At 38.9% G+C, this 25950-nt stretch carries 24 protein-coding genes and 2 tRNA genes; 12 read left to right on the forward strand and 14 right to left on the reverse strand.

The window, feature by feature from the left end; translation table 11 throughout:
* Positions 1–5: 5 nt before the first annotated feature.
* From BLR27_RS05975 to sppA, 4 genes are all read right to left on the reverse strand, one after another.
* Positions 6–506 (reverse strand): SixA phosphatase family protein, encoded by a 501-nt coding sequence (locus tag BLR27_RS05975; protein ID WP_090701886.1) that lies wholly within the window; start codon positions 504–506, stop codon positions 6–8.
* Positions 499–1476: a glycosyltransferase family 9 protein gene (locus tag BLR27_RS05980; RefSeq protein WP_090701890.1), complete on the reverse strand. Its 978-nt coding sequence runs from the start codon at positions 1474–1476 to the stop codon at positions 499–501. Before BLR27_RS05980 ends, BLR27_RS05975 begins: the two co-directional genes overlap by 8 nt.
* Complete coding sequence (locus BLR27_RS05985; RefSeq protein ID WP_090701899.1) at positions 1466–3154, reverse strand: DNA polymerase/3'-5' exonuclease PolX; 1689 nt, start codon at positions 3152–3154, stop codon at positions 1466–1468. Before BLR27_RS05985 ends, BLR27_RS05980 begins: the two co-directional genes overlap by 11 nt.
* A 73-nt stretch (positions 3155–3227) precedes the next feature.
* Positions 3228–4997 (reverse strand): signal peptide peptidase SppA, encoded by a 1770-nt coding sequence (gene sppA, locus BLR27_RS05990; protein WP_090701902.1) that lies wholly within the window; start codon positions 4995–4997, stop codon positions 3228–3230.
* Between the two features lie 87 nt (positions 4998–5084).
* On the opposite strand from sppA, the gene folK reads away from it, so the two are divergent.
* Together folK and BLR27_RS06000 are read left to right on the forward strand one after the other, a co-directional pair.
* Positions 5085–5567 carry a 2-amino-4-hydroxy-6-hydroxymethyldihydropteridine diphosphokinase gene (gene folK, locus BLR27_RS05995; RefSeq protein WP_090701907.1) on the forward strand — a complete coding sequence of 161 codons (483 nt, stop codon included), beginning with the start codon at positions 5085–5087 and terminating at the stop codon, positions 5565–5567.
* A 24-nt stretch (positions 5568–5591) separates the two neighbouring features.
* A complete protein-coding gene (locus BLR27_RS06000) occupies positions 5592–5978 on the forward strand; it encodes an Hpt domain-containing protein (protein ID WP_090701911.1) in 387 nt (128 codons plus the stop codon).
* A 247-nt stretch (positions 5979–6225) separates the two neighbouring features.
* Here BLR27_RS06000 and pssA read toward each other — a convergent pair whose 3' ends face one another.
* Positions 6226–6924 carry a CDP-diacylglycerol--serine O-phosphatidyltransferase gene (gene pssA / locus BLR27_RS06005; RefSeq protein WP_090701915.1) on the reverse strand — a complete coding sequence of 233 codons (699 nt, stop codon included), beginning with the start codon at positions 6922–6924 and terminating at the stop codon, positions 6226–6228.
* Positions 6925–6980: 56 nt separating this feature from the next.
* The gene (gene rho, locus BLR27_RS06010; RefSeq protein WP_176767619.1) at positions 6981–8585 is read right to left on the reverse strand and encodes a transcription termination factor Rho; all 1605 of its coding nucleotides are present in this window, start codon (positions 8583–8585) and stop codon (positions 6981–6983) included.
* 237 nt (positions 8586–8822) lie between these two features.
* Between rho and pyrF the strand changes: the two genes are divergently transcribed.
* The 3 genes from pyrF to BLR27_RS06025 all read left to right on the forward strand — a co-directional run bounded on the left by pyrF (position 8823) and on the right by BLR27_RS06025 (position 11263).
* A complete protein-coding gene (gene pyrF / locus BLR27_RS06015; RefSeq protein ID WP_090701919.1) occupies positions 8823–9650 on the forward strand; it encodes an orotidine-5'-phosphate decarboxylase in 828 nt (275 codons plus the stop codon).
* Positions 9651–9759: 109 nt separating this feature from the next.
* A complete protein-coding gene (locus BLR27_RS06020; protein ID WP_090701925.1) occupies positions 9760–11070 on the forward strand; it encodes a DUF2851 family protein in 1311 nt (436 codons plus the stop codon).
* Complete coding sequence (locus BLR27_RS06025; protein WP_090701929.1) at positions 11042–11263, forward strand: PspC domain-containing protein; 222 nt, start codon at positions 11042–11044, stop codon at positions 11261–11263. The genes BLR27_RS06020 and BLR27_RS06025 overlap by 29 nt, the downstream gene beginning before the upstream one ends.
* 52 nt (positions 11264–11315) lie before the next feature.
* Here the strand turns inward: BLR27_RS06025 and BLR27_RS06030 are convergent, their stop codons facing one another.
* Complete coding sequence (locus BLR27_RS06030; RefSeq protein ID WP_090701934.1) at positions 11316–11807, reverse strand: CHRD domain-containing protein; 492 nt, start codon at positions 11805–11807, stop codon at positions 11316–11318.
* A gap of 77 nt (positions 11808–11884) precedes the next feature.
* Positions 11885–12532 carry an ankyrin repeat domain-containing protein gene (locus tag BLR27_RS06035; RefSeq protein ID WP_090701938.1) on the reverse strand — a complete coding sequence of 216 codons (648 nt, stop codon included), beginning with the start codon at positions 12530–12532 and terminating at the stop codon, positions 11885–11887.
* Positions 12533–12820: 288 nt separating this feature from the next.
* Between BLR27_RS06035 and BLR27_RS06040 the strand changes: the two genes are divergently transcribed.
* From BLR27_RS06040 to BLR27_RS06055, 4 genes are all read left to right on the forward strand, one after another.
* Positions 12821–15364, forward strand: a complete 2544-nt coding sequence (locus BLR27_RS06040) for an FtsK/SpoIIIE family DNA translocase (RefSeq protein ID WP_090701941.1) — start codon at positions 12821–12823, stop codon at positions 15362–15364.
* A gap of 14 nt (positions 15365–15378) precedes the next feature.
* Entirely contained in the window at positions 15379–16029 is a 651-nt protein-coding gene (locus BLR27_RS06045; RefSeq protein ID WP_090701944.1) for a LolA family protein, read from the forward strand.
* Between the two features lie 70 nt (positions 16030–16099).
* On the forward strand, positions 16100–16375 hold the full coding sequence (locus tag BLR27_RS06050) for a hypothetical protein (RefSeq protein WP_090701948.1): 276 nt from the start codon (positions 16100–16102) through the stop codon (positions 16373–16375).
* On the forward strand, positions 16372–17136 hold the full coding sequence (locus BLR27_RS06055; RefSeq protein ID WP_090701952.1) for an MBL fold metallo-hydrolase: 765 nt from the start codon (positions 16372–16374) through the stop codon (positions 17134–17136). Before BLR27_RS06050 ends, BLR27_RS06055 begins: the two co-directional genes overlap by 4 nt.
* A gap of 69 nt (positions 17137–17205) precedes the next feature.
* Here BLR27_RS06055 and BLR27_RS06060 read toward each other — a convergent pair.
* The 5 genes from BLR27_RS06060 to BLR27_RS06085 form a co-directional block, all read right to left on the reverse strand.
* Positions 17206–17292: transfer RNA gene (locus BLR27_RS06060), tRNA-Leu, on the reverse strand.
* Between the two features lie 88 nt (positions 17293–17380).
* Positions 17381–17464, reverse strand: a tRNA-Leu gene (locus BLR27_RS06065).
* A gap of 180 nt (positions 17465–17644) precedes the next feature.
* Positions 17645–18208, reverse strand: coding sequence for a type ISP restriction/modification enzyme (locus BLR27_RS06070; protein ID WP_221406303.1), 564 nt, complete (start codon positions 18206–18208; stop codon positions 17645–17647).
* Positions 18209–18295: 87 nt separating this feature from the next.
* Complete coding sequence (locus tag BLR27_RS06075) at positions 18296–19618, reverse strand: polysaccharide deacetylase family protein (protein WP_090701957.1); 1323 nt, start codon at positions 19616–19618, stop codon at positions 18296–18298.
* Positions 19619–21137: 1519 nt separating this feature from the next.
* Positions 21138–21731 carry a four helix bundle suffix domain-containing protein gene (locus tag BLR27_RS06085; protein WP_090701967.1) on the reverse strand — a complete coding sequence of 198 codons (594 nt, stop codon included), beginning with the start codon at positions 21729–21731 and terminating at the stop codon, positions 21138–21140.
* A gap of 603 nt (positions 21732–22334) precedes the next feature.
* Here BLR27_RS06085 and BLR27_RS06090 point away from each other — a divergent pair.
* Together BLR27_RS06090 and BLR27_RS06095 are read left to right on the forward strand one after the other, a co-directional pair.
* Entirely contained in the window at positions 22335–23213 is an 879-nt protein-coding gene (locus BLR27_RS06090; RefSeq protein ID WP_090701969.1) for a helix-turn-helix domain-containing protein, read from the forward strand.
* 93 nt (positions 23214–23306) lie between these two features.
* The gene (locus BLR27_RS06095) at positions 23307–24143 is read left to right on the forward strand and encodes a class I SAM-dependent methyltransferase (protein ID WP_090701973.1); all 837 of its coding nucleotides are present in this window, start codon (positions 23307–23309) and stop codon (positions 24141–24143) included.
* Positions 24144–24330: 187 nt separating this feature from the next.
* Here BLR27_RS06095 and BLR27_RS06100 read toward each other — a convergent pair whose 3' ends face one another.
* Positions 24331–24798: a DUF1905 domain-containing protein gene (locus BLR27_RS06100; RefSeq protein ID WP_090701976.1), complete on the reverse strand. Its 468-nt coding sequence runs from the start codon at positions 24796–24798 to the stop codon at positions 24331–24333.
* An 825-nt stretch (positions 24799–25623) separates the two neighbouring features.
* Between BLR27_RS06100 and BLR27_RS18490 the strand changes: the two genes are divergently transcribed.
* Entirely contained in the window at positions 25624–25947 is a 324-nt protein-coding gene (locus tag BLR27_RS18490) for a hypothetical protein (RefSeq protein WP_090701980.1), read from the forward strand.
* The last annotated feature ends 3 nt before the right edge of the window (positions 25948–25950 follow it).

Raw genomic sequence — 25950 nt, forward strand, 5'->3', positions numbered from 1 at the left:
TGATACTATAATTTATCGTTTTTTGGAAAATCAAAAAATATCAGATCTCCTGTTCCTTTGCTTAACATTTTCCATTTTTCAAAAGGAAATTTAATGAGTACCATTCCACATGTTGGAATGTTAAATATTGTCTGATCGCATAGATAATTAACTAAGCCTGTTAAAGCTGGATTATGACCGAACAATGCTGTGAAATCAGAATTTTCATCAAGATTGTTGACCACACTCAGTAAGGATTGAGTCAAAGCATCATAGATCTCTGGCTCCTGTATGATATCTGACGGCTTTATATTGAGTTCTGTTGCAAAGTGTTTGGCAGTTGATATGGCACGAATAGCAGGACTGCTAATTAATTGCTGTGGAAATAATTCTCGTTTAACAAGCCTCTTGGCCATTTCAGGTGCATTACTATCACCTCTGTGATTTAATGGCCTTTTAAAATCAGAAAGCATTAGATCTGCCCAATCTGATTTTGCATGTCTGATCAATAATAATGATTTAGCCATTCACCTGGTCAATAACTTCGTTCAAATTAATAGTATTCATACATTTAAAATGACCTTTAGGGCAAGTATCGTGCCCAATTTTTGAACATGGCCGACAATTAAGTCCTTTAACCTCATAAATGTATGATCTATCAGCCTTATAAGGGTACATTCCAAATTCAGGAACTGTATTTCCCCAAACAGATAAAATTGGCTTATTGAAGGCTGCAGCTATGTGCATCAAACCTGTATCATGGCTAATAACCTTGTCAGACATTTTTATCAGGAATGCACTCTGGTCAAGTTTGAATTTTCCGCATGCATTGAATACATGTTTACCAGCTGCCTGTGAAATTTTTTCTCCCCGCTCAGCATCTTCCGGCCCGCCAAGTAAAACAAGGGGGTGAACAATCTTACTGCATAGCTCTATTAATCTCTCAACAGGAAGTCGTTTTGTACCATGTTGTGCCCCAATCACTACAGATATGTAGTTTAAATGGGATTGGGGCAGCATGCTTTTCAGATCATATTCATTTTTTAAAAAGTAATCGAGCCCTTTCCCATCATTTTTTACTCCAAGAAATTCCACTGTCTGCAGATATCTGTCAACTATATGGACAGGTGGGAGGAGATTCTTTTTAAAATTCACCAATAACCATTTCTGCCAGTTTAGCTTATCAAACGATCTTGAATTGACCCCAAGACTTGTTTTAATCAGAAGCGTCCTTAAATTATGATGCAGATCGATCACATGATCAAATTTTTCCTTTTTAAGGTCTGAAATACATTCAGAAAGGGAATTTTCAAAAAAATGAAGCTTGTCAATATGAGGATTACCAGCCAAAACCGGTTCAAATGATCTCTTACTCAGATAATGAAGTTCAAGCCCTTCGATCTGTTCTTTCAAACATCTCACTACAGGGCTGGTAAGCACAATATCACCTATAGAGCTGAAGCGAATGATCAGTATTTTAAGATTTTTATTTTTCAAGTTGACACTTAATTTTCTGTTGCTCAAAAACGCTGACGATCTGCTCAAGGGTCATTGCATTCAGGCAGTTCAATTTACTTAATCCACCTTTTCTGGCAATAAAAGTACCATATTTCATATCAAGATTCCCTTCAATTCGGTGTGCATCCGGGTTTATTGATAAAAGTACACCTTTTGAAATCGCATATTGATGCCATCGCCAATCAAGGTCAAGCCTTAAGGGGTTCGCGTTGATCTCTATAATTACATTACTTGCTGCACAGGCATCGATAACCTTTTTATGATCTATCGGATAACCGCTTCTGCTTAATAGTAATCTTCCTGTTGGATGCCCCAAAATAGTAGTATAAGGGTTTTCAATTGCTTTTATTAATCTTTCAGTAGCCTTTTCTTCAGTCATGTTTAAAATTGAATGTACTGAAGCAACTACGAAATCAAAGCTTGCAAGTACTTCGTTGGAGTAATCAAGCGATCCGTCATAGAGTATATCAGACTCTATTCCTTTAAATATCCGGAATGGAGCAAGTTTTTTATTTAATTTATCAATTTCACGATGCTGGGCTGCTACACGTAATTCATTGAGGCCGTTGGCATAGAATGCTGATTTGGAATGGTCGCAGATTCCGAAGTATTCCAGCTTTAATTCATTTTTGCAATAGGAAGCCATTTCCTCCAGAGTATGAATACCATCGCTCCAGGTACTGTGATTGTGTAAACTTCCTTTAAGATCAGAGTATTGGATCAGTTCAGGTAGTTTGTTCGATTTGGCTAATTCAATTTCATTAATACCTTCACGTAATTCTGGTTCTATAAATGGCAAACCGGTAATTTCATAGATCTGTTCTTCCGTCTTGTTTTTCAGGTCAGAGCCCGCAAGTATTGATAAGAGGGCTTCGGTATGTTCGGTATTGCCTGTTTTTATGATCAGCTCCTTGCCCAGATCTTCTGCATTACAAAATGAGAATTGAACATTCAGGCCAGATTCTGTTTTGCATTTTAGTTCCTGGCCAATGATTTCAGCATTTTCCAGCCCCAAAGAAATGAATTTTTGCATAACTTCTTCACTTGCCTGGCCAACGATCAAAAAGTCAAGACTATCGATGATCTCACATTTTCTTCTGAATTGACCTGTGATATAGATGAGCTCAGTATTTAAAGTCTTTTTTGTTAGTTCTAAGAGGTCATCTGCAAATTTTTCAATTTTTGCATAAAGAAAACGCCCATTGCTGGCTATGCTGAATTCTATATTTTTTTTGATTTCTTCCTGTGTTTTCAGTCCGAAACCTTTGGCCTCGATCAGCCGGTTTTCATTACAGGCATAATAGAGCTCTCCAACAGTATCAATACCCAGATCTTTCCATATCACAAGGATCTTTTTTGGGCCAATACCCTTGATCTGCATCATTTCTATGATTCCTGGAGGAGTTTGGTTGACTAGTTCTGCCAGTTCCTGAATGGAATTAGTTTGTACAAGCTCATTTATTTTTGCGGCAATGCTTTTTCCAAGTCCGTCCACCTGCTCCATTTCGGCCAGGCTCTTAGTATAAATAGGATAGGGGAGTTTGTCTACTTTAAATGCAGCATTAGCTACAGACCGCACTTTAAATGGATTTTCATTGTGTAACTCCATTAGAGAGCTTAACAATCTTAAAGTCCTTGCGATGATTTTGTTTTCCATACATTCAAAAATAAACAACCCTTCCCTGAAAAGGGAAGGGTATGTGTTTTTTTAGAAATAAAAATATGAATGCTTATCTTATTTGAATGTTATAAGGGATACGAGCCTGTACTCCTGAAAGGTTTAATGCTGACCTCATTTGTTCGTAATAAATAAAATTATCACCTAATTCACGTTTAACAAAATAGGTTTTTACTTTATCAGCAGAATTATCAAACAGTGATTTGATAGGATCTACCTGTGCAGGGTAATTCACAATTTTAAAATCTTTTATTTTTGCTTTTTTTGCTGCAGATGCGATAGCATCATCAATATCACCTAGTCTGTCTACAAGTCCTCTTTGAAGGGCTTCAGTGCCACTCCACACTCTTCCCTGACCAATGCTGTCAATATAAGATTGCGACTTTTTACGGCCATCAGCTACTTTTTTTGTGAATGTATCATAGGTTTTATTCACTTCCAGCTGAATGATCATTTTCTCTGTTTCGGTTAAAGGTCTGCTTACAGTTCCAAGATCTGCAAACTTTCCTGTTTTAACCCCATCAAATGTAATTCCAAGCTTATTATTAAAGAATTTCTGCATATTCGGGATGATCCCAAATACTCCGATCGATCCGGTGATCGTATTTGGCTGGGCAAAGATCGAATCAGCTGCACATGCGATATAATAACCACCTGAAGCAGCCAGATCACCCATTGATACAATAACAGGCTTTGATTTTTTTGCAAGAACTGTTTCACGCCATATTACATCAGATGCCAGAGCACTTCCACCCGGAGAATTAATTCTAAGTACAATCGCTTTGACTTTGTCATCAGTGCGGGCTTTTCTTATCGCTCTGGATATTCTTTCTGAACCAATGGTTTCATCATTACCTTCTCCACTCATAATTTCGCCATTGGCATAAATTACAGCGATCCTGTTTTGTGAAGATTCCTCCTTTTCACCTTCAGAAGGTGCATATTCTTCCAGGCTTACAGATTTGATTTCTTTCTTTTTATCAATGTTGGTGAGCTTTTTAAGTTCATCAAGTACCTCATCTTTATATTTAAGCCCGTCAACCATTTTAAATGTTAAAGCATCTTTTGGAGCTCTGATCTTAGCGCTGTCAGCCAATGAAAAAAGAGTATTTTTTGGTATTTTCCTGCTTTTTGAGATCTCTGAAAGGAAATGATCATACATAGAGCCTAAAAAAGATGTAACCTGCTGTCTGTTGGGCTCACTCATTTTATCAAGAATAAATGGCTCTACAGCACTTTTATAGGTGCCAACTTTGATGATCTGAGCTTCAATGTCAAGTTTTTCGAGGGTACCTTTGAAGAACATGATTTCGGAGCTAAGTCCACGAAAATCTATCATGCCCTCCGGGTTAAGGTATATTTTATCTGCGGCAGTTGCCAAATAATACGCACCCTGCGAATAGACTTCGCTATAGGCGATTATGAATTTTCCGCTTTTCTTGAAATCGAGCAATGCATTACGGATTTCTTCCATAGTTGCCATACCTGAAGAAAGCGATGAAGCATCAAGATAGATCCCTTTTATATGATCATCTGATTTTGCTTCCTCTATACCTTTCAGTATTTCATTCAGCCCTAATTTTTTCTTGCTTTCAAGTCCAAGCAGGCTAAGTTCTGCAAATGGATTTTTATCTGTTCTTTCCTTGATCGGATAATCAAGACTGATATGCAGAACACTGTTGGAGGCAACATTTACTTTTCCATCACTGCCTGCTGTTGAGATCACTGCTGTTATGAGTACAATGAGAAGCAAAAACAGAACAAAAAATGATAGAATGAAGCCTAACATGGAGGCGAAAACAAATTTGAAAAAATCTTTCATATAAGGGGTAAATACATTATCTATGCAAGTATACAAATATACAGATTTAGTATTTGGCAATTTGTTACACAGGCTTTTAAAAATTACATGTATACTACCTATATCTTGCTTGGCAGTAATCTCGGCGACAGCAAAAAATATATTTCTGATGCAATTGCAGAAATTGCGGGCAGGCTCGGGACGATCAATGCAAAATCATCCTTGTATCAAACCGCCTCCTGGGGTAAACATGATCAGCCTGATTTTATTAATCAGGTCATTGAATTGAAAACCAGCCTGAATCCTGAAGAACTGCTGAAAGGTGTTCTTGAAATAGAAAATATTTTTGGCCGTCAGCGGCTCGAAAAGTGGGGCTCCAGAACTATTGATATTGATATTCTGTTATACGAAGATCAGATTGTAAACGACCATGATCTAATCATACCACATCCTTATTTGTCGGTCAGGCGATTTAGTCTGATGCCCTTGAGTGAGATCGCACCCGACCAGGTTCATCCCATTTCAAAGAAAAGCATTACTGAATTGTTGCTTGAATTGACCGATGATTTATATGTAAAAAGGTTAACTTAGCAAAAATTTAGATCTTTTATTAGTATGTCTGAGGAATTAAAAAACAATAGTGCTGATTTTAATCTTGATCTATCCTACCTCCAGGATGTGGCTAGTGGAAGTACTGAGTTCATGATCGAGATGATAGAATTGTTTCTAACTCAGACCCCGGCTTATTTTGACCAGCTAGGCCAATTAATTATAGATGAAAACTGGTCTGCTGTTGCAGATATTGCACATAAAATAAAACCTACTCTGGCTTTCATGGGAGTTGAATCAGCAAGGGGAAGTATGGCTGAAATTGAACAAAATGCAAGAAATCTCAAAAAATTAGAGACAATTCCACCAGCGTTTAAGCTTCTTAAAGATATGAGCGTGGAACTTTTCATTAAATTAGCTCAAATTAAATCTGATCTTGAAAAAACAATTTAATCTGCTTTATTCAAATTTGTAGCCCATCCACCATCGAATCAGTTATTTTCTATATAATTCCTGGTTTTTTATTATATCCTTTTCTTAAGCAGCGTTTAGTTAGTTGCGATAAGCATTTCTTCTCAAACAATCGCCCAAGCAATCAAATATTTTCTGAATCCTGATTCTTCGAGCTGCTGATTACTGCTTTTCCATGATTATCATCCGGCATTTATTTACCCTGAATATTATTAATTTCAGATATAATTCAGCTAATTGTTCTGAATTGGATAAATGAAATTAAAAAATACAGGAATAGTATCATTGGAACTGCTGCAAATTGAAATATTAAAATCAGAATCAGGGATGAACCAATTAAAATATAGCGAAGCAGATTCTCTGAAAGTTTCAATGATTTAAATTTCAATGAGATAAGCGGTATTTCTGAAACAAGTAATAAGCCCATACCCAGACTGAAGATGAACAGAAAATAAGGGTTCATGATATAATTCATGAAAAAACTATTGTTTTCCATGATCATCATCGGAAAAGAAGCGATCAATAATGAATTAGCAGGGGTAGGGAGACCAATAAAGTTTTCAGACTGTCTGGTGTCGATATTGAATTTTGCCAGTCTTAAACCAGAGAATACAGCAATCAGAAAAGCCGAATAATTCAACCAACTACTGTAGGGAGCTGTTTGAGGCGACAATAGAAACATCTGATAGATTATGACGGAGGGTAAAACCCCGAAACTAACCATATCTGCCATCGAATCTAACTGTTTTCCAAGTTCAGAGTAGGCCTTTAACCATCTGGCAAGCATCCCATCAAGAAAATCAAGGACCGCCGCGATCAAAATCGCGTAAGTAGCGAGATGAAGTTCGCCCTTAAAGGCAAAAACAATCCCCAAACAGCCGCTAAAAAGGTTTAGACAGGTAACTGTATTGGGGATATGTTGCTTCATCAGAATAGTATTGTCTGTACTGAGATTTATAGTATTTCAGAAACTAATTTAATTTATCAGGAATTCATTGATATCAGGAATTCCTCATTGGTTCTAGTGCCGCGCATTTGCGATTGCAAGAATTCCATAGATTCCTGTGAATTCATGTCTGCAAGGTGATTTCTTAAAATCCAGATACGCTGTAGGGTATCCTTGTCCAGAAGAAGGTCATCACGACGTGTGCTTGAAGCTGTCAGGTCGATTGCAGGGAATATACGTTTGTTAGATAGTTTTCTGTCTAACTGTAATTCCATGTTACCTGTTCCTTTAAATTCTTCAAAGATCACCTCATCCATTTTGGATCCTGTTTCAGTCAGAGCGGTAGCCAATATGGTTAATGATCCACCATCTTCAATATTTCTTGCTGCACCGAAGAAACGTTTTGGTTTATGTAAGGCGTTGGCATCCACACCACCGGAAAGTATTTTACCGGATGCTGGTGCAACAGTATTGTATGCACGTGCCAGACGGGTTATAGAATCAAGCAGGATCACTACATCGTGGCCACATTCAACCATTCTTTTTGCTTTTTCAAGAACGATATTTGCAATTTTAACATGGCGCTCAGCAGGTTCATCGAAAGTTGAGGAAACAACTTCTGCACGAACACTTCTGGCCATATCAGTAACCTCTTCCGGACGTTCATCGATCAGTAAAATGATCAGGTACACTTCAGGATGGTTTTTTGCAATAGCATTTGCCACATCTTTCAGAAGCATGGTTTTACCTGTTTTTGGCTGGGCAACAATCAATCCACGCTGTCCCTTACCTATTGGGGTAAACAGATCAATGATACGTGTGGAATGATTTGCTGTGTCAACAAACAGATTCAGTTTTTCTGTTGGGAAAAGTGGTGTCAGGTAATCAAATGGAACCCTGTCACGAACATCAGCAGGAATACGGCCGTTGATCGCTTCAACGCGAACTAGCGGGAAATATTTTTCGCCTTCTTTTGGAGGACGGATACTACCTCTTACGGTATCACCAGTCTTGAGTCCGAATAATTTTATTTGAGATTGTGATACATAAATATCATCAGGAGAAGAAAGGTAGTTATAATCTGATGACCTTAAAAAGCCATAACCATCAGGCATGATCTCCAAAATCCCTTCGTTAACGATCACATTATCAAAATCCATATTAATTGCAGGAGCATCCTGAGTTCTTGGATTTTGTTTAGGATTGTTAGGGTTTGGCCTGCGTTCAAATTTCTTTGGCTCAGCTTGATCAGCGGTTTTTACTTCTGCAGCCACTGGAGCAGCTTCTGATGGAATTTCAGAAATAACTGTCTCAATTACAGGATCAATTACAGGAGCTTCATCATCTTCCGGGAAATCGAAAGTCCTGGTATTGTCCAGAGGAACCTCTTTGTGCTTATTACTATCACTACTTGATTTAGTACTGCGAAGTCGCTTGCGCGGCTTGGCAGCAGCGTCATTTACTTCAGAGCCATTAATCTCATTGACAGCGTTCCCGCTAACAGGAGGTGTATCAGCATGTTCAAGGATTTTGGTGATGAGATCCTGTTTACGCAATGTGTCAGTATCTTCCACACCAAGGGTTTGAGCAATTTCACGTAGCTCGGAAACGAGCTTATCGTTCAATTTATTACTATCCAGCATTAAATATGGTTTATGTTTTTTGGGATTTTAGTTCAATAAATTTATCCTGGAGAGCGACAACACAAAAATTAATGCAATTTATTGCTACAAAAGAATTATTGTGATTTCCTGAATTCAGGGATAAAATGAGATTACGACACAATTTTATGCAATAAAAAGAAAAAAACAAAATTTTAATTCTTTTTTTAAGTCTAAGAGGTCATCTTTATTTATTTTCGTCCAAATTTCGCTGTTAAAATGAATAGAAAGCAACTTATTGAACAAATAAAAATCAAGAAATCTTTCCTGTGTGTCGGACTTGATACTGATATAGAGTTAATTCCAAAATTCCTGCTCGACTTTGAGGACCCGGTTCTGGAATTTAATAAGCGTATCATTGATGCTACCCATGATCTCTGTGTTGCCTATAAACCCAATAGTGCTTTTTATGAAAGCAGAGGTATTGCAGGCTGGAAGAGTTTAATTGATACTTCAAATTATATCCCGGAAACTTGCTTAGGGATCATTGATGCAAAGCGCGGAGATATTGGGAATACCTCAACAATGTACGCAAAAGCATTTTTTGATCATGCGTCTTCAGGAATGAGTTTTGACGCCATTACCATCGCTCCATATATGGGAAGTGATTCGGTCAAGCCCTTTCTGGCATTTGAAGATAAATGGGTAATTCTTCTGGCCCTTACTTCAAATGAAGGCGGAAAAGACTTCCAGTTCATAGATACTGAAAACGGCCGTTTATTTGAAAATGTGATACAAAAAGCCAATTCATGGGCTGGAAACGATCGTATGATGTATGTAGTAGGAGCGACAAGGGCTGAGGAATTTTTGAATATCCGCAAATTTGCTCCTGATCATTTTCTGCTGGTACCTGGTGTCGGGGCGCAGGGGGGAAGTTTGCAGGAGGTCTGTAAATATGGTTTGTCTGAGAGCTGCGGACTTTTAGTCAACTCTTCAAGGTCCATTATTTTCGCTTCATCGGGGGAGGATTTTGCCGAACGTGCCAGAGAAGAAGCAAAAAAACTGCAATCTGAAATGGAAATTCTACTGGAGGAGATTGGATTTTAAATCCCCTGCAATTTTATATCCGAAAATCATTCTTTTACCGTTCATTGGTTAAAAACTGCCGGTGAATCATATTCTTTTGCTGCTGCATTCATTTTCGGTAGTTTAAAATATGTCATTTCCCGAAGAATTCCTTCATTATCTCTGGAAATTCTGCTTGTTAAAAAAGCAGGAATTCAAAACTACCTCAGGAGATATTCTGGATATTATCAGTGTTGGATTGCATAATAACCATGCAGGGCCTGATTTTGAAAGTGCAAAGATCAGGATTGGAGATACCTTATGGGCAGGAAATGTTGAGATACATATTCGTTCTTCCGACTGGTACCGGCATCAGCATCAGTTTGATCAGGCTTATGACAATGTGATTTTGCACGTGGTTTCAGAACATGATCAGGAGATCATCCGAAATGATGGCACAGAAATCCCTGTTTTTGAAATCAAAAACCTCATTCCTGCCGAAATTGCTCAAAACTATATCAGTCTTATGGCCGATCTGAGCTGGATCCCATGTGAAAAACATTTGGCGGGTATAGAGCCATTTTTTATAAAAAGTTGGCTTTCACGTATTTTAATAGAGCGTTTGGAAGAGAGATCAATTCAGGTCAACGAACTGCTTAAGGAATATAAAGGCAGCTGGGATGATGCATTCTATATAACCCTGGCCCGAAATTTCGGATTTAAAACAAATGCTGTTCCTTTTGAGATGCTGGCCCGTTCTTTACCGCAACAATTACTGGGCAGGTATAAAAACAGAGCGTTTCAGATTGAAGCTCTGATCTTTGGTCAGGCGGGTTTTTTAAATAAAAATTTTAAGGAAGAGTATCCAGGGCTGATCATGCAGGAATACAGGTTCCTCAGGAAGAAGCATGGTTTAAATCCGATAGATAAATACTTATGGAAGTATATGAGGTTAAGGCCACGCAATTTTCCGACCTTAAGACTCGCTCAGTTTGCAGCTTTGATCCTTAAATCAAGTCATCTTTTTTCCAGAATACTGAATGAAAAAGATAGCAGGAGAATAATGAGGATGTTTAGTGAAATGCCTTTAAATAGCTATTGGGAGACACATTATAGATTCGGACAGGAATGCCAGCAGACAAGCTCAGCATTGGGTGATAAATCAATAGATAATATTCTGATCAATACAGTGGCGGTATTTTCATTTGCATTCGGGCTCATGCATGGTAGTGATGAGCAGATGAATAAGGGCTTAAATATTCTGGAAAAACTAAGCCCTGAATCCAATGCTGTGATCAACCGATTTATTAAAATAGGATGTATTCCTGAAAATGCGGCTCATACCCAGGCCATATTACAGCTAAAAAAATCCTATTGTGATCAAAAGAAATGCTTATCTTGTGGAATTGGGACAAAAATATTAAACCATAAAAATGCTTCAACAGTTTCTAACGTTTTTTGAAAAACGATCATTCGGTGTCTGTGCATACCTCGGAGAACGTTTTAATATTTCTATTTCTAAGATCAGATTATTCTTTATTTATTCATCTTTTCTTGCAGTAGGCTTTCCTCTGATCGTTTATGTATTTGCTGCAATCGTTTTGGATGTGCGTCATTATATAAAACGTATTCGCGACACGGTGTGGGACTTCTAAAAAAATAGAACACCCCGGGTGTTTGACCCATGGTGCTCTATCTCCTTAAAAATTAGTTAAACTTAATATTTCCTCTTAATTCTCCTGATCCAACGGTAGAACTATGGATATTTACATACCATTTTCCCGCTAATAATTGGGCAGCCTGAACATCAGTCAGGGCTATGGTCATTCCATTAAGAAGGCCGGCGCTGCCGGTTGCAAATCCTGTAATACCAATAGCAACTCCTGAACTCACCAGGTCACTTCCTGTTTCAGAACCATGAAAATGCATATTGGTAGTCGTTGCCGAAGGATTACCTAATTGCCAGGTGATTTTGTAAGTGATCATTTTCATTGTGGGATCATACGAAATTTCTGCAGTGCCGGTACCGCTTGTAGTAACTGCAGGCACTTCCTGAGCACCGCTTAATGTAATTGTAGCCTTTTTTATCAGGCTGACTGGTTCCTCAACTTCATCTTTTTTGCAGCCTGAAAGTATAATTACAGCAAGCATAATAAGGGATATTGATTTAATGGAACCAATGAGTAGGGACTTTTTCATAAATTATTTATTTAGTTTGAAGTACCTACGCAATAAAAATGCGTTTGGTTGTTTTCAGGAAAGAAAAAAACCGGCTTTTAGGAAAGAATCTTTGCTATATCGACAAAACCCTTCTCAAAGGCTTTATCAGCAGGAGTTTTACCATCTTCCATTTTTGCATTCACATTAGCTCCTGCTTCAAGAAGTACTATCAATAGCTCAATATTTCCATTATGTGCTGCAGAGTGTAGAGGAGTGGCGCCCGACATTTGTACAACATTGATATCTGCCCCTGCTTCCAGCAGCATCTTTGCAATCATTGTATAATTAGAGGCAACAGCAGAATGTAAAGGGTAAACATTGTATCCATTTTTAGATGGGATGTTTGGGTCTGCACCATTTAGAAGCAGTAAGTGCGTAATTTCTTCATTCCCAAAGTAGGAGGCGAGGGAAAGCGGGGTAAAGCCATCCTCAGAAAATTCATTGATCAATTCCGGATTCTGGTCGAGGGCCTCTTTAACGAAATCAGATTTGCCTAAGGCAGAAGCTTCAAAAATACTGATCGCGGGTACATGTTTTAGTAGGATCTCAGCAAGCTCTGGTTTCTTATAATAGCAGCATAGCATGATAGGGGAGATATTCTGACTTGTTTTCTGAGTGGCCAGATGTGTATTGGCCTCCAGAAGTGCAAGCAGGTCGATGGCATTTCCAGTCTGTATATATTCCTCCAATAAAGCCTGATTCATATCCTGAAATAATTAAATCATGAGTTCAAATTAATCAATATTAATAAAAATAAATATAATATTCCACTCCTTTACCTGAGTCCCGGCAGTCATCCTAATCTTACTTTTGGATGAAATCAATACTTACAGATTCAAATCATGGTTCTAATGATGGTTTAATACCAGTTGTGCCTTGTCCAAATTGTTTATGAAAAGGTTTTATAGTACATTAATTGAAAATGAAGGACATTCAGAATATCTGTTTATTCTTTATAACATTATATTTGTCAATATTTAGCAATATATCGAATGCCCTTAAAAGGAAATCAATTCAGGAATGCAAATTCTTTTCGTGACGAACCTAAATCAAAACCTGCTCCAAAACAGCGTGTTTCGGGTGAGCCAACAGAGGTGTTACCGAGGTTTAAGTTAAATGATGACCGTACAATTAAAATAATAGGCCTCTTTTTCCTGATCGTTTCACTGTATTTCATGGTGGCTTTTACTTCTTATTTATTTACCTGGAAGGATGACCAAAGCTATGTGATGGATGCCAATGGGGGATGGTCCAATTTATGGAAAACCCAGCTCGAATTATCCAAAATGGGCCTGAATCAGCCTGTAGTTCAGAACTGGTTAGGTAAATTCGGTGCACTATTATCTCATCAGTTTATTTATGAATGGTTTGGTGTAGCCTCCTTCCTTTTTATAGGTGTATTTTTTATCATAGGTTACAGAATGCTGTTCAAGATCAAGGTATTCTCCATTTCAAAAACCCTTGCTTATTCCTTCTTCCTGTTAATTTTTATTTCAGTCAGTCTGGCTTTTGTTCATGCATTCATTATTGATTATCCTCATTATCTGGAAGGAGAGTTTGGATTCTGGACCAATAGGTTATTGCAGGCACAGATTGGAAATGCCGGAATTGCAGGATTGCTTGCTTTTGCAGGCCTTAGCGTACTGATCATTGCCTATAATATAGATTTTAAGCTTCCTAAACGTACTATAGAACCTAAATATGTGATCCCGGAAACGGATGGCATGAATGTTCAGCTGGAGGAAGAAGTTATTTATGATCCGGTTGAGTTTAAGCTTCCGAATAAACCTGGACAAACACCAACAGGAAATAAACTGAATCAGAATCTTCCACCGGTGGAAGTTCCTGATAATGATATTCCTGAACCTGAAGAACATAAAGCCGTTATTCTTAGTCCCGCGAAAAATGTACCCCTTGAAACAGCACAGCTGGTTAATGAAGAATTGAAAGAATCTCCTCCGCTAACAATTGAAAGAACGGAAGAGGAGCAGAAATCGTCTGAACTTGTTGAACAGTTTGGTATGTATGATCCTACGCTCGATCTGTCCAGCTATAAATATCCTACACTCGATCTTCTGGAAAATTACGGATCCAATAAGATTGCTGTTAATGCAGATGAGCTGGAAGCAAATAAAAATAAAATAGTTGAGACTCTCAACCATTATAATATTGAGATCGACAAAATAAAAGCTACGATCGGTCCTACGGTTACTTTATATGAGATCATTCCCGCGCCAGGGGTCAGGATCTCGAAGATCAAAAATCTGGAAGACGATATTGCATTAAGTCTTGCTGCTTTGGGTATTCGTATCATCGCACCCATGCCAGGTAAAGGTACTATCGGGATTGAGGTGCCGAATCAGAATCCTGAAATGGTATCTATGCGTTCTGTACTGGCAACTGAGAAGTTCCAGAATACAACGATGGATCTGCCAATTGCTCTTGGAAAGACCATTTCCAATGAGGTTTATATTGCCGACCTGTCAAAAATGCCGCATTTACTTGTCGCGGGTGCCACAGGACAGGGTAAATCTGTTGGTATTAATGCGATATTGATCTCCTTGCTATACAAAATGCATCCATCACAACTGAAATTTGTGCTTGTGGATCCCAAAAAGGTCGAATTGACGCTTTTTAGAAAAATTGAAAGACATTTCCTTGCAAAATTACCGGGAGAGGCTGATGCCATTATTACCGATACAAAAAAGGTAATAACCACATTAAACTCACTTTGTATTGAAATGGATAATCGTTATGACCTGTTAAAAAATGGTCATGTACGTAATTTAAAGGAGTATAATCAGAAATTCATCAATAGGAAACTGAATCCGAATGATGGTCATCGTTTTCTGCCATTTATTGTATTGATCATTGACGAATTTGCGGATCTGATGATGACAGCCGGTAAAGAAGTGGAAACACCTATTGCAAGGATCGCTCAGCTGGCCCGTGCGGTTGGTATTCACCTGGTGATCGCCACACAGCGTCCTTCAGTTAACATTATCACAGGTACGATCAAAGCCAATTTTCCGGCAAGATTAGCCTTCAGGGTATTGTCCAAGATCGATTCAAGGACCATTCTTGATAGTGGTGGTGCAGATCAGCTGATTGGCCGCGGAGACATGCTTTTATCTACTGGAAGCGATCTGATAAGGATTCAGTGCGCATTTGTGGATACCCCTGAGGTAGAGAGGGTTTCGGAGTTCATAGGTTCACAGCGAGGCTATCCTTCGGCCTGGATGCTTCCTGAATACATTGATGAAAATGCAGAATCTTCAGCAAAAGAATTTGATGCTTCAGATCGTGATCCTATGTTTGAAGAAGCTGCCAGAATGATCGTTATGCATCAGCAGGGTTCTACTTCTTTAATTCAGCGTAAACTTAAACTTGGATATAACAGGGCAGGCAGAATAATCGATCAGCTTGAAGCGGCACATATTGTCGGGCCCTTTGAAGGGAGTAAGGCCAGAGAGGTTCTGATACCTGACGAATATTCTTTGGAACAGTTCTTGAATACATTAGACAAAGACGAATAATTAAATATAGAAAAATGAAGAAGTTGTTAATAGGGGCTCTTATTATCATGGGTTCCGGAGTTGCAGCATTTGCACAAAGTGAAGTTAAAGCAAAACAAATACTTGCGGAGGTTTCCAAGAAGTATCGTAGTTATGATGTGATAAAAACCGAGTTTTCCTACACACTTGAAAATCCACAGGCTAAGATCAAAGAAACTCAGTCGGGAACTCTATTTGTAAGATCAAAGGTTAATAAATACAAGATCATCCTTAAGGGACAAGAATTGATCAGTGATGGAAAGAATCAGTGGACCTATCTGAAAGCAGATAAAGAAGTGCAGTTAAGTGAAGTAGATAATTCTTCGGATGCACTTAATCCGGCAAAGATCTTTACCATTTACGAGAAGGGATTTAAGTCGGTTTATACCAATGATACCAAGCTGAACGGTAAAGTTTTACATAATATCGATCTGACTCCACTTGATGGAAAGCGTTCTTTCTTTAAGGTAAGGCTGCAGGTTGATAAGTTAAGCAAGCAAATAACCAATGCGGTGATCTTTGATAAAAATGGTAACAGATATACCTATACTATCAAGACCTTTACACCGAATATTAAGGTGCCTGAATCAACTTTTGCATTTGATTCAAAGCTTTACCCAGGGGTGGAAGTGGTTGATTTAAGATAATAATTTAAAAATTTATTTTAAGGGCTCAGACGTATAGCGTTTGAGCCCTTTTTTGTTATTTTTGGATGAGATGACACTTAGCTATACACAGCACACCCTGGAAAAGCTTGAATCTTTGCTCAAATCACTTGGATTTAAGTTAAGGTATGAAAGAGGCAATTTTAAGACAGGTTCATGTGTCCTGGAGAATAACAGGGTCATAATAGTCAATAAGTATTCTAACCTTGAAAGCAAGATCAATGCTCTTGCTGATCTGCTGCAGAGATCTGAGACTGACGATACTTTACTTGAAGACAAGCAGAAAGCTTTCCTATACGAGTTAAAACAATTAAAATTAGAGCTTTGAAGGTTACATTTTTAGGAACAGGAACATCTCAGGGAGTACCGGTGATTGCTTGTGATTGTGTAGTTTGCGTGTCTGCGGATAAGCATGATAAGCGATTGCGTGTCTCTGTTCTGATAGAAGTGGAAGGGAAAACGATCGTAATTGATTCCGGACCTGATTTTCGATACCAGATGCTTCGCGCCGGTGTTAAGAACCTGGATGCTATTTTATATACCCATGAGCATAAGGACCATGTAGCCGGACTTGATGATGTAAGGGCATTTAACTATAAACAACAGTCGGAAGTTGATATTTATGCCCATAAACGTGTACAGGAAGCCCTTAAAAAAGAATTCCATTATGTGTTCTCCGGAAATAATTATCCCGGGATTCCGCGTTTAAAACTCAATACCATTGAAGATGGACAGCCATTCCAGGCAGCCGGCATTGATATTATTCCCATTTCGGTGATGCATTTTCAGCTCCCTGTATTTGGTTTCCGCATTGGCGGATTTACCTATATTACGGATGCGAAAACGATCACAGCTGAGGAAAAATCAAAGATAAAAGGCTCAGGTATTCTGGTGATCAATGCTTTACAGAAGGAAAAGCATATTTCCCATTTCACACTGGAGGAGGCCCTGGAACTGGCAGCTGAAATCGGAGCAAACAAGACGTATTTAACGCATATCAGTCACCGTTTGGGCACTCATGCCGAAGTCTCGGAACAATTGCCTGAAGGGGTTTTTCTGGCTTATGATGGGTTGGAGTTGGAAGTCTGAGGTCAGAAGTCTGAGGTCAGAAGTCAGAAGACTGAGGGATTACAAGACTATTCATTAAACTTTTGCGATTGGTGCCCAGGAGCAGATTCGAACTGCCACACCCGTTAGGGCGCCACCCCCTCAAAGTGGTGCGTCTACCAATTTCGCCACCTGGGCAATATTATTGTTTGCTGTTATCTGTTGTCTGCCGTGATTTGCTGTTTACAGATAACAGAAAACTGATAACAGACAACCGATTCATTCGTGCCCGAAGAGAGACTCGAACTCTCAAGGATATAACTCCAACGGCTTCTGAGACCGCAACGTTTACCAATTTCGCCATCCGGGCAATATTTTCAGGACGTTTCCAGTCATTTTAAATTGCTAAATAATCAACTCTTTTCTATGATTGGAGTGCAAATATATAAGAATTCAGATATAATAACGTAGTGATTTTGTATAATATATTCACATCAAACATTCATCCGAAAAGCTTAAATATCCATCTTTTGTAAGAAAATTTAAATGGTTACTTTATTTTCACTAAATCTATCTCTTTCATCAACTCCTCAGTCCTCTTCAATGCCACAATAATCTTTTGATAATGTAAAATATCCTCAAAACTCAATTCCCTTCCTTTACGATCTTTTAACCATTTCTGAGCAGGTTGATATCCTCCTATATAAAAGTTCCAGGCTACTTCAGGAACAATTTGAAAATATTGGGTATCATTAATATAAACTCTTCCCATTGGATAAACAGGGTCCATAAAGGTGACCGTATCTCCATCAATGATTTCGTAATTTTCCTCGAATTTGATTTTGGTTACGATGTTATCACCATCAATAGGGTATTGGGTGATGTATTCGTTAACTTCTGCGCTTTCTAATAAATGGATTTGCCTGATTTCACCTCCCAGTTTTACTAGCTTCCAGAAAGTTTCTTGGTTTTCAGGGTATGGAACCCTTGGGAAATCTATTTTCAAGAATTCTTTATACTTCTCGCGATAGCTAGGCGAATGTAAAACAGCATAGATGTAATCTAAGAGGTCTATTGGGGCAAATGTGTCAGTGCTTAATTGTTTTTCTGACAGAAAAGCCTGTTTTTTTCAGTATGCTTCAACATTAAAATAATTTGGACTTTATCTCTTGTTGGTGCAGACACCAACAAGGGGAAAATACTAAATTCCCCTCAGTACGATCTCAGCAGAATTAGGTTTAGCACGGTATTGTACATAGCTGCCCCTGGTATCGTGCTGCGGACGGATACGCGTATTCACATTGCCTTGTTTAATCTCTACCTCTTTCCAGGCGGAAGGGATATAGGTCTTTAATGTTAAGGGAAGGTCATACATCGTCTTATCCAATGAATGGCTAAGTTTTATTACCATATTGTTTTTATTGTCCCTGGTTTTTACAGAAGCATTCATTCTTTCACGTATATACTTCGTTGCATCACCAAAAGTGGCGATCCAGAGATCCTTATCTTTGGATTTCATATGCTGAAAATATTGATCAAGGGAGTCGCTGCTGAGCGCTTCCCAACCTATGCCATCCACACCATGAATAACCAGGACAAGCCAGATATTATCATTCGCTGCGGTGGTATCGATCCATGATTTCATTTGTGCTAAAGGGGTCTTTGTGGTTGCACCGCGCTGCCACTGAACATACTCTTTATTGATGGGGCCGGGCTCTTTGCGGCTTGAGCGGTTCAGTTCTACCAGAAAAGGCTCTGGCATCCTGTTCCGAAGTGCCGGATAGATCTTATGTGCATATTCCATCACACGCTCGTTCTCGGTCCCGTAAGGACCCTCAGCGGAAAAAATATGCTTTGGACCAAGCTGCTTAAGAATATCCGCTTTGCTCTTTTCGAGCTCATAGAGCATATTTACTTCATCAAGGGCAGCCAGGCGTGCGTGAGTAACAGTATGGCTGGCAAATTCATGGCCCTGAGCTGCATATGAACGGATATCGTCCCAGCTGATACCTTTGGCATCATTCACTTCATTATTGCCCTGCTGACCTTCCTTAAACTCATTGTTCAGAACCTTTTTATATAGCTCATCCATAATGCGGTAAGCTTCTTCCGGCTTGCCCGCATCGATCTGCGCACCCGCGTTGCTGTGATATTCCAGTGTTCCAATGTATCCAAGAAAGCCTGCAGCCGAGGCCCTTTCATAGAAATTGTCCTTACTTGTCGGGATCCTCGCAGCTTCCTCTTTAATGGTTTTTACAGGACGACCAATAAATCTGCCCTGGTATTGGCTGCCCGGGATCTGTCCGGTGATAATAAAAAACGTGGCCGGGATGTTCAGCCTGTTCATAATGGGCAGGGCTTTTCTAAACTGGTTAACCGAGCCGTCATCATAAGTGATGGAAACAGCGCCTTTTTTTCCATCCTGCCATTTGCTGATCTCCGTCTGCGCCTTAGCCGGCAAATTGGCAAGAAAAACAATTGAAATGAGCAGGGACAGCCTGTTTATCGTAAAGAGATATTTCATTTAAAATTTATTTAATATATTTATTTAAGTGCTTATTCAGTTCATTCAGCAGGTTCCCATCAGGATCACTAAAGTATTCCCGGAAAAACACTCCTGCAAGCTTATGTTTTTTAACATACCTGCTTTTGAGCTTTGCAGAGCGTTCATCATCGTAAGTAAACCATAGTGCGAATTAACCACGAGTATTGCTGTTTCATTTTAGTAATTCCAAAGGAGCAAATCAGGATTCTCTCCGGATGATCCTGTTCTGAACCTCTGTTGTTTTCCCCTCCGTATCCTATATTCAGTGATGGAAAGTATGTTCCCTGCTTATTCCGGTTTTATATCGAAGATTTAAAGTGTCGAGATATAATTGAATGGTCATAACTCAATATTACTAAAATTTCGATTGATATAAATGGTGATGACATCTTTTATTGGAAAGGGGATTTATGATGGATGCAAGAATATTATATAGCAGTAATTTTCAAAATTGGCATCCAATGTCTCCGCTGTTCGGGATGTTAGCCTGCACATCCCGTACTCTTAATAAAAGCGGGTTTAAAACCCGCATCATCTGAAATTCGACATGCCTTGCAGAACATGTCGAATAGCTGAATGGTAGATGTGGATTATTTACCGGTATTTCGGCGCTGAAGTACCGGTATTTGTTCCATTCTGATCGGCTAGGTTTTGGGCTGAAGCCCGATCTGCAAACCGGATCTTTACCCGGAGCTAAAGCACCGGGCTATTGAGCGATGCGGCTATCCCAACGCTCAGTATTTTTTATTCAATCATTTCAAAGGCAGTAGCAACTGGTCGCTCAATAGACTCCAGCTTTAGCCGGGGAATAGATTTATCAAAAATTTCAATTACAGATAATCTAGTACGGTCGCTTAATAGGCTCCAGCTTTAGCTGGGGTTATCGAGTTTGTTCGTTTCCGGGCTTCAGCCCGATAGATAGAACATTAACCTGTATAGCTATTTCAGGACGAGACAAGCAGTAAAACTATACAATCAAGATAGACCGCACTTCAGTATTGGATTACTAACACCAGAAAAAGTTCATTCAGAAGAACTCCTTGTGGAAAAATTATGGAAAAACTATTATAACAAAAATGCTAAAATTGTAAACCCAATTCAGGACAACAAAAAACCTGTAAACATATTTCAGGATTAAATAAAACCTGTAAACTTTTTTTAGGACGATACATAAGATTGAAGTTAGGGGAAGGGTTAGGAGGGTGCAAGCCCGGTTGGATAGTACAGCGATTCAGGAGGAACAGCAAAGTGGGCGGGCTTATGAGGTAAAACAGAGTAGCGAAAAGTCGGAAAAATCCAGAACCGGGTTTTTGGAAACAAAACGCTGGCCCCTAATGCTGCTATTGATTGTTTTGGCGGGTATAATTCTTGTCGGGTGGGGGTTGAGGCGGTGGGTGATGTAGTGCCTGGGTGAGTAAATTAGCTGAGAGGGGCTTGTGTTGCTTGCTTGTTTATTAACTTCTAAGGACTCTAAGGACAAATGGGACTTATTGCCGATTCAGTGTCCCAACTTGTCCTTTTTGTCCTTATTTCGTAGTTCTAATCTAGCCTTTGTCATTCTCTCCCTTAAGCCACCTTCTTTTAAAAAAGACTGTTCTAATGATTTGATCTGGTTATAAAGTAAATAGCTTACAAGCCTGATCAGGCCTATCATCACATTGGCACAAATTTCAGGGCTTTCATTTTCAATCCCTTTTTTGAAGGTTTCATAGTTTGGGTTTGGTATTTTGTTCAGTTCCCTGAGTCTTGCAACATATTTATGTTCTTTATTCCAAATTTCATATTTATTGCTTCTTAAAAAATCTTCATAATCTATTCTCAGTTCCTCCAGGGAAGCCCTGGCGACATTGGTTAACTTTATTTCCATTTCTTTTGAAGTCCCGGAAGCCATGCTGGCCTCAACTATATTTTGTTTACCGCTTCGGGCGGCCTGCACCATCTGATCGATGGTGCGGTCGTATCTGGTAAAAAAACGTTTGGTAAAATATATCGTACCATCATAGATAATTTCCGATTTCTGATAAGTGATCAGGTTGCGGTAACCACCGTGTTTGGGGATGAAGCCTTCCTTATTATTATCTTCTGCTTCCATTTTTCTCAAATGAATTAGGGACTTAAACGACTTTAGAGTCGTCGCCAGAGGCCCAATTGTCCTAAAAATACCTATTTCTAAATGGTGATGGTAAATATTGCTGTATGATTGAGTAAACGGTTGGTTTGAGGGTTGGGGTAAGGCTGAGAAGATTGAAGTTAGGGGATTGCTGAGAAGGGTGCTGCAAGCCTGGGTGGATAGTACAGTGGTTCAGGCAAAAGAGCAAAGTGAAAACGGGACCAGGGTTTTAGAAAAAAACATTGGCCGCCATTACTGATATTCATTGGATTGGCAGTGCTTATTGCGATTGGGTGGTTGATAAGGCGGTGTATAATGCAGAGGTTTTGGTGAGTAAAGAAGCCGGGAGAGGGGCTGCCGGCTTGCTTTTTTCTATAAGAGGAATATAACCTCCTTTGTCCGTATTTTAAGCGTAGGCTTGGAATGATATTTTATATTTATTGGTAGTCTGAAGACTCCCCCTAATTGGAAATCCATAGAGAAACTGCGCTTAACTCCACGTACAGTATGTTGTCTGAGTTCACACCGTCAGCATTGGTAAAAAACATTTAATTCATTAACTTTAAACTTCTTACGAATTGCACGATGGTCAATTTTATCGACAGTGTTTTAAAACATCCGGAATATTCCCGTCAATTTAACTGTGGTGAAAGTCTTATCACAGCCTTTAATTGTCCGCTGGAGGCAAGGCTCATGAAGAATCGCTTTACTGATTTATGGGCCCAGAATAATTATGTTTTCTACGTAGTCGATGGAAGAAAAGTATGGCACACAGCCCATGGCTCTTATGACCTTAAAAAAGGAAGTTGTGTTTTTATACAAAAGGGTGCCAGTATCATTGAACAGTTTTTTGATATTGGTTTTTGTCTTGTACTCTTTTTTATTCCCGATCAATTTATTTGCGAGACGCTGAAGTCCAGATCCATTCCAATACGTAAGATGGACAAAAATTACGGCACCGTTATACCCTTAAATACGAACGAGAGATTAGAAACTTTTTTTTTATCGATATCATCTTATTTTGGCAATACCAAAGAACCTGACAAAGGACTATTGGAATTAAAATTCCGGGAATTGATTTTAACCCTTGCGGATGATCCTCACAATGCAGAATTGCTTTCCTATTTCTGTTCGTTGATGCATGAGCCGCAATCCGTTTCCATGCAAAGGATAATGGAGGACAACTATTGCTTTAACCTTATGCTTGAACAATATGCCGAACTCTGTAATCGTAGCTTGTCTGCGTTTAAAAGGGATTTTCAGAAAGTAATGCATACCACTCCCGGGAAATGGTTATTGGAAAAGAGATTGAACCATGCTTTGCAGCTATTGGCAGATAAAGAAAAAAACGTGAATGAAGTAGCATTTGAAAGTGGCTTTGAAAACGCATCTCATTTCACTCGTTCCTTTAAAGAGCGCTATCAGGCAACACCTTCTGCGATTCGAAAAAAGTTGTCCTCCTGAACTTTTAAGAATATTTTTTGGACTTTATGGCAAAGTGAAGAGATGGGCTATAGCTTATTTTTGTATTATTTCTAAACATTAAATCCTGGAAAAATGACTCAGACAACTCTAACAATCCCAAATCCAAACAAAGCATTATGGGAAAAGGGTGACTTCACCCGAATCGCTGACACCATGCGTGAAAGCGGTGTGGCACTTGTGTCCAAACTCGGCATCACAAAAGGTCTTAACATTCTTGACTTAGGTTGTGGTGATGGAACTACAGCAATACCGGAAGCGAAATTGGGCGCTAAGGTTTTGGGCGTTGATATCGCCAGGAATCTAGTTGACGCAGGAAACAGGAGAGCAAAAGCTGAAGGCCTGACAAATATTAATTTTCAGGAGGGTGATGCAACAGATTTGAATTCACTGCACGATCAAACCTTCGATCTTGTTGTAAGTATCTTCGGTGCGATGTTCGCACCCAGGCCATTTGATGTTGCTAAGGAAATGGTTCGTGTTACCCGTAAAGGTGGAAGAATCGTTATGGGTAACTGGATACCCGGAGATCCTACATTGGTAGCACAAATATTAAAAGTTAGTTCTTCGTATACACCGGCACCACCCGAGGGTTTTGTTAGTCCGATGTTGTGGGGTGTAGAGGATAATGTTATAGAACGCTTTACTAATGCAGGTATAGCGAAGGAAAATATATCATTTACTAAGGATACATTTACTTTTAACGCCCCATATTCACCATCAGAATTTGTCAGCACATTCAAAAATTATTATGGGCCCACAATGAATGCTTTTGAGGCTGCAGAAAAAAATGGAAAGGTGATGGCCTTGCAAAGTGAATTGGAAGCTCTGTTTAACAGTCAAAACAAAAGCACCGACAAGAATACTACTTCAATACCTGCTACTTTCTTGCTCGTGACCATCAAACGTTGAAATGTGTGAGCGTGTCAAGGAAAGTATTACCTAAAAGCTTGCTATTAATACAAGAGCAGTTCAAATCGAACTGCTCTTGTATAGTGAAGGTCCTTTTTATTGGGAGGGGGATATTTGATTAAAGCATCACTTATTTTATGCTGTGAGAAAAATTTCCGGTTTTAAAAACGTGTTGTTAGTGGTGATTTCAGGTCTTTAATTTCTCAAGTTTTACAATTGCTTTTAAAATTTTCTCTGTTTTTTGGTCTTCAGTCGCAACTTTCTTTATATTCATAAGAATTAGCTTTTGTTCGCTTTTATCTATTTTATCAAAAATCTCTAAAACTTCTGCATCTCTAAAACACTCCAGAATTTCATCAGTGTCATTAATTTTATTCTGCTTTTCAAGAAATAATGTTACTGACACAACATCACCACCACTCTTATTAATAGACTTTCTGATATCAGAATTCAGTGCCATTTTCTTATCAGAATTTTTCATTGGCCCTAAATTCTTGTGTTTAATTTCATAGTCGTCAATTGTTCCGGAAACCTTTAACTCCCCCCATTTCCCTTTAATATCCTTTGTATTGGGAATAATTAGTTGATAAGTCCACGCCCCATTTCCTGGAATGTGTTGAATAACTAATTTTTCATTTTTTACAATGTAATCCATCTGCGTTCGGTAATTCGGTTTAATAGTGTTGGTATAGTTTTACAGGACGTCTTCAAACAGGATCCAACCTATTTAGGTTGTAAATAAGAATAAAGAAACAACAAAAATAAAGCAAATGCTGACAATTGAAGAAGTTTTGTCAGCCCATATTTATATATTCTGATTATAAACAATCTCCTATTCCAAACTGATAAAATATTAATTATAAGCCTCCAGGCTCAGTTTTAGGACTGTTTGAATAATTCATTCAGGCATGAATATTTATTCAAACTCAAATTCTGTTATTCAGGCTGATGAAAATAGCTGTTGTTAAATCAGTATTTATCTGGTTTGGTCCGATCGGAATTCTGTAGGTACTGGTTCTGCCTCTGAATAAATTATTCATCCGTTTGAATAAACTATTCATGTGATGAATAACATTTTAGCAAGACATTGATCATTTTGGTTAGTGAATAGCACCCTATGTCGGAACTGAATGATGTTTTTATTGACGATCCTCCATTGTTAAAGAGAATTCTAGTAAAGATTAAATTTTTGTAGATCACCACACATTCATAAACGTAGTGTACGGCATTGGACAGGGCGGTAAATCCAAACCTTGCCAAAGCACAAACCTTCAAAGCCCTGTACGCAGCCGTTGATGGATGAACATTCATATCACCATTAACGTTCATCCTATTACCCTGTCAGATTATGACTAATGAAAAATCATTTTAAATGAAGTATTATACCAGTGCGGTGGGATGAAAGAACGGCGGGCCAGGAGTTTTGCCCTCGGCCGTGGAAGCGAAGCCTGTCCCGTTTTTTATACGGGGTTCTTTCTTGATGTTACTCAGGATTTTATTATTGTTTTTTATAGGCCTTCGTGGTCTCACCGCTGAAGGGCGGTTCGGCATTGGATACTTTTTATCAAGAAAAAGTATCAAAATCTCATTGCCAAAGGCAAAAAATGAACTCTCATCTTTAATATTTTTTTCATCGAATGATACAATTTTTCTGATTTTTCAGCCCGCTCAAAGGCCGCGGGGGCCTTGTTCTTTTTCTGCAGCAAAAAAGAACCAAAACGCCACCGCTGCGTCTGATGCTATGAAAGTCAGTGGGTTGGCTAATTGGGTACGTGCCGCACCAGCCAAGGCGGAAGAGAGGTGAACG

It is taken from the genome of Daejeonella rubra (genome assembly GCF_900103545.1).
Classification (GTDB): Bacteria; Bacteroidota; Bacteroidia; order Sphingobacteriales; family Sphingobacteriaceae; genus Daejeonella; species Daejeonella rubra.

Bases quoted from the DNA above. Each gene is read 5' to 3' on its own strand.
- BLR27_RS05975 (WP_090701886.1), bottom strand. From the start codon at position 506: ATGGCTAAATCATTATTATTGATCAGACATGCAAAATCAGATTGGGCA.
- BLR27_RS05985 (WP_090701899.1), bottom strand. From the start codon at position 3,154: ATGGAAAACAAAATCATCGCAAGGACTTTAAGATTGTTAAGCTCTCTA.
- sppA (WP_090701902.1), bottom strand. From the start codon at position 4,997: ATGAAAGATTTTTTCAAATTTGTTTTCGCCTCCATGTTAGGCTTCATT.
- folK (WP_090701907.1), top strand. From the start codon at position 5,085: ATGTATACTACCTATATCTTGCTTGGCAGTAATCTCGGCGACAGCAAA.
- BLR27_RS06000 (WP_090701911.1), top strand. From the start codon at position 5,592: ATGTCTGAGGAATTAAAAAACAATAGTGCTGATTTTAATCTTGATCTA.
- pssA (WP_090701915.1), bottom strand. From the start codon at position 6,924: ATGAAGCAACATATCCCCAATACAGTTACCTGTCTAAACCTTTTTAGC.
- rho (WP_176767619.1), bottom strand. From the start codon at position 8,585: ATGCTGGATAGTAATAAATTGAACGATAAGCTCGTTTCCGAGCTACGT.
- pyrF (WP_090701919.1), top strand. From the start codon at position 8,823: ATGAATAGAAAGCAACTTATTGAACAAATAAAAATCAAGAAATCTTTC.
- BLR27_RS06020 (WP_090701925.1), top strand. From the start codon at position 9,760: ATGTCATTTCCCGAAGAATTCCTTCATTATCTCTGGAAATTCTGCTTG.
- BLR27_RS06025 (WP_090701929.1), top strand. From the start codon at position 11,042: ATGCTTCAACAGTTTCTAACGTTTTTTGAAAAACGATCATTCGGTGTC.
- BLR27_RS06030 (WP_090701934.1), bottom strand. From the start codon at position 11,807: ATGAAAAAGTCCCTACTCATTGGTTCCATTAAATCAATATCCCTTATT.
- BLR27_RS06035 (WP_090701938.1), bottom strand. From the start codon at position 12,532: ATGAATCAGGCTTTATTGGAGGAATATATACAGACTGGAAATGCCATC.
- BLR27_RS06040 (WP_090701941.1), top strand. From the start codon at position 12,821: ATGCCCTTAAAAGGAAATCAATTCAGGAATGCAAATTCTTTTCGTGAC.
- BLR27_RS06045 (WP_090701944.1), top strand. From the start codon at position 15,379: ATGAAGAAGTTGTTAATAGGGGCTCTTATTATCATGGGTTCCGGAGTT.
- BLR27_RS06050 (WP_090701948.1), top strand. From the start codon at position 16,100: ATGACACTTAGCTATACACAGCACACCCTGGAAAAGCTTGAATCTTTG.
- BLR27_RS06075 (WP_090701957.1), bottom strand. From the start codon at position 19,618: ATGAAATATCTCTTTACGATAAACAGGCTGTCCCTGCTCATTTCAATT.
- BLR27_RS06085 (WP_090701967.1), bottom strand. From the start codon at position 21,731: ATGGAAGCAGAAGATAATAATAAGGAAGGCTTCATCCCCAAACACGGT.
- BLR27_RS06090 (WP_090701969.1), top strand. From the start codon at position 22,335: ATGGTCAATTTTATCGACAGTGTTTTAAAACATCCGGAATATTCCCGT.
- BLR27_RS06095 (WP_090701973.1), top strand. From the start codon at position 23,307: ATGACTCAGACAACTCTAACAATCCCAAATCCAAACAAAGCATTATGG.
- BLR27_RS06100 (WP_090701976.1), bottom strand. From the start codon at position 24,798: ATGGATTACATTGTAAAAAATGAAAAATTAGTTATTCAACACATTCCA.
- BLR27_RS18490 (WP_090701980.1), top strand. From the start codon at position 25,624: ATGTTACTCAGGATTTTATTATTGTTTTTTATAGGCCTTCGTGGTCTC.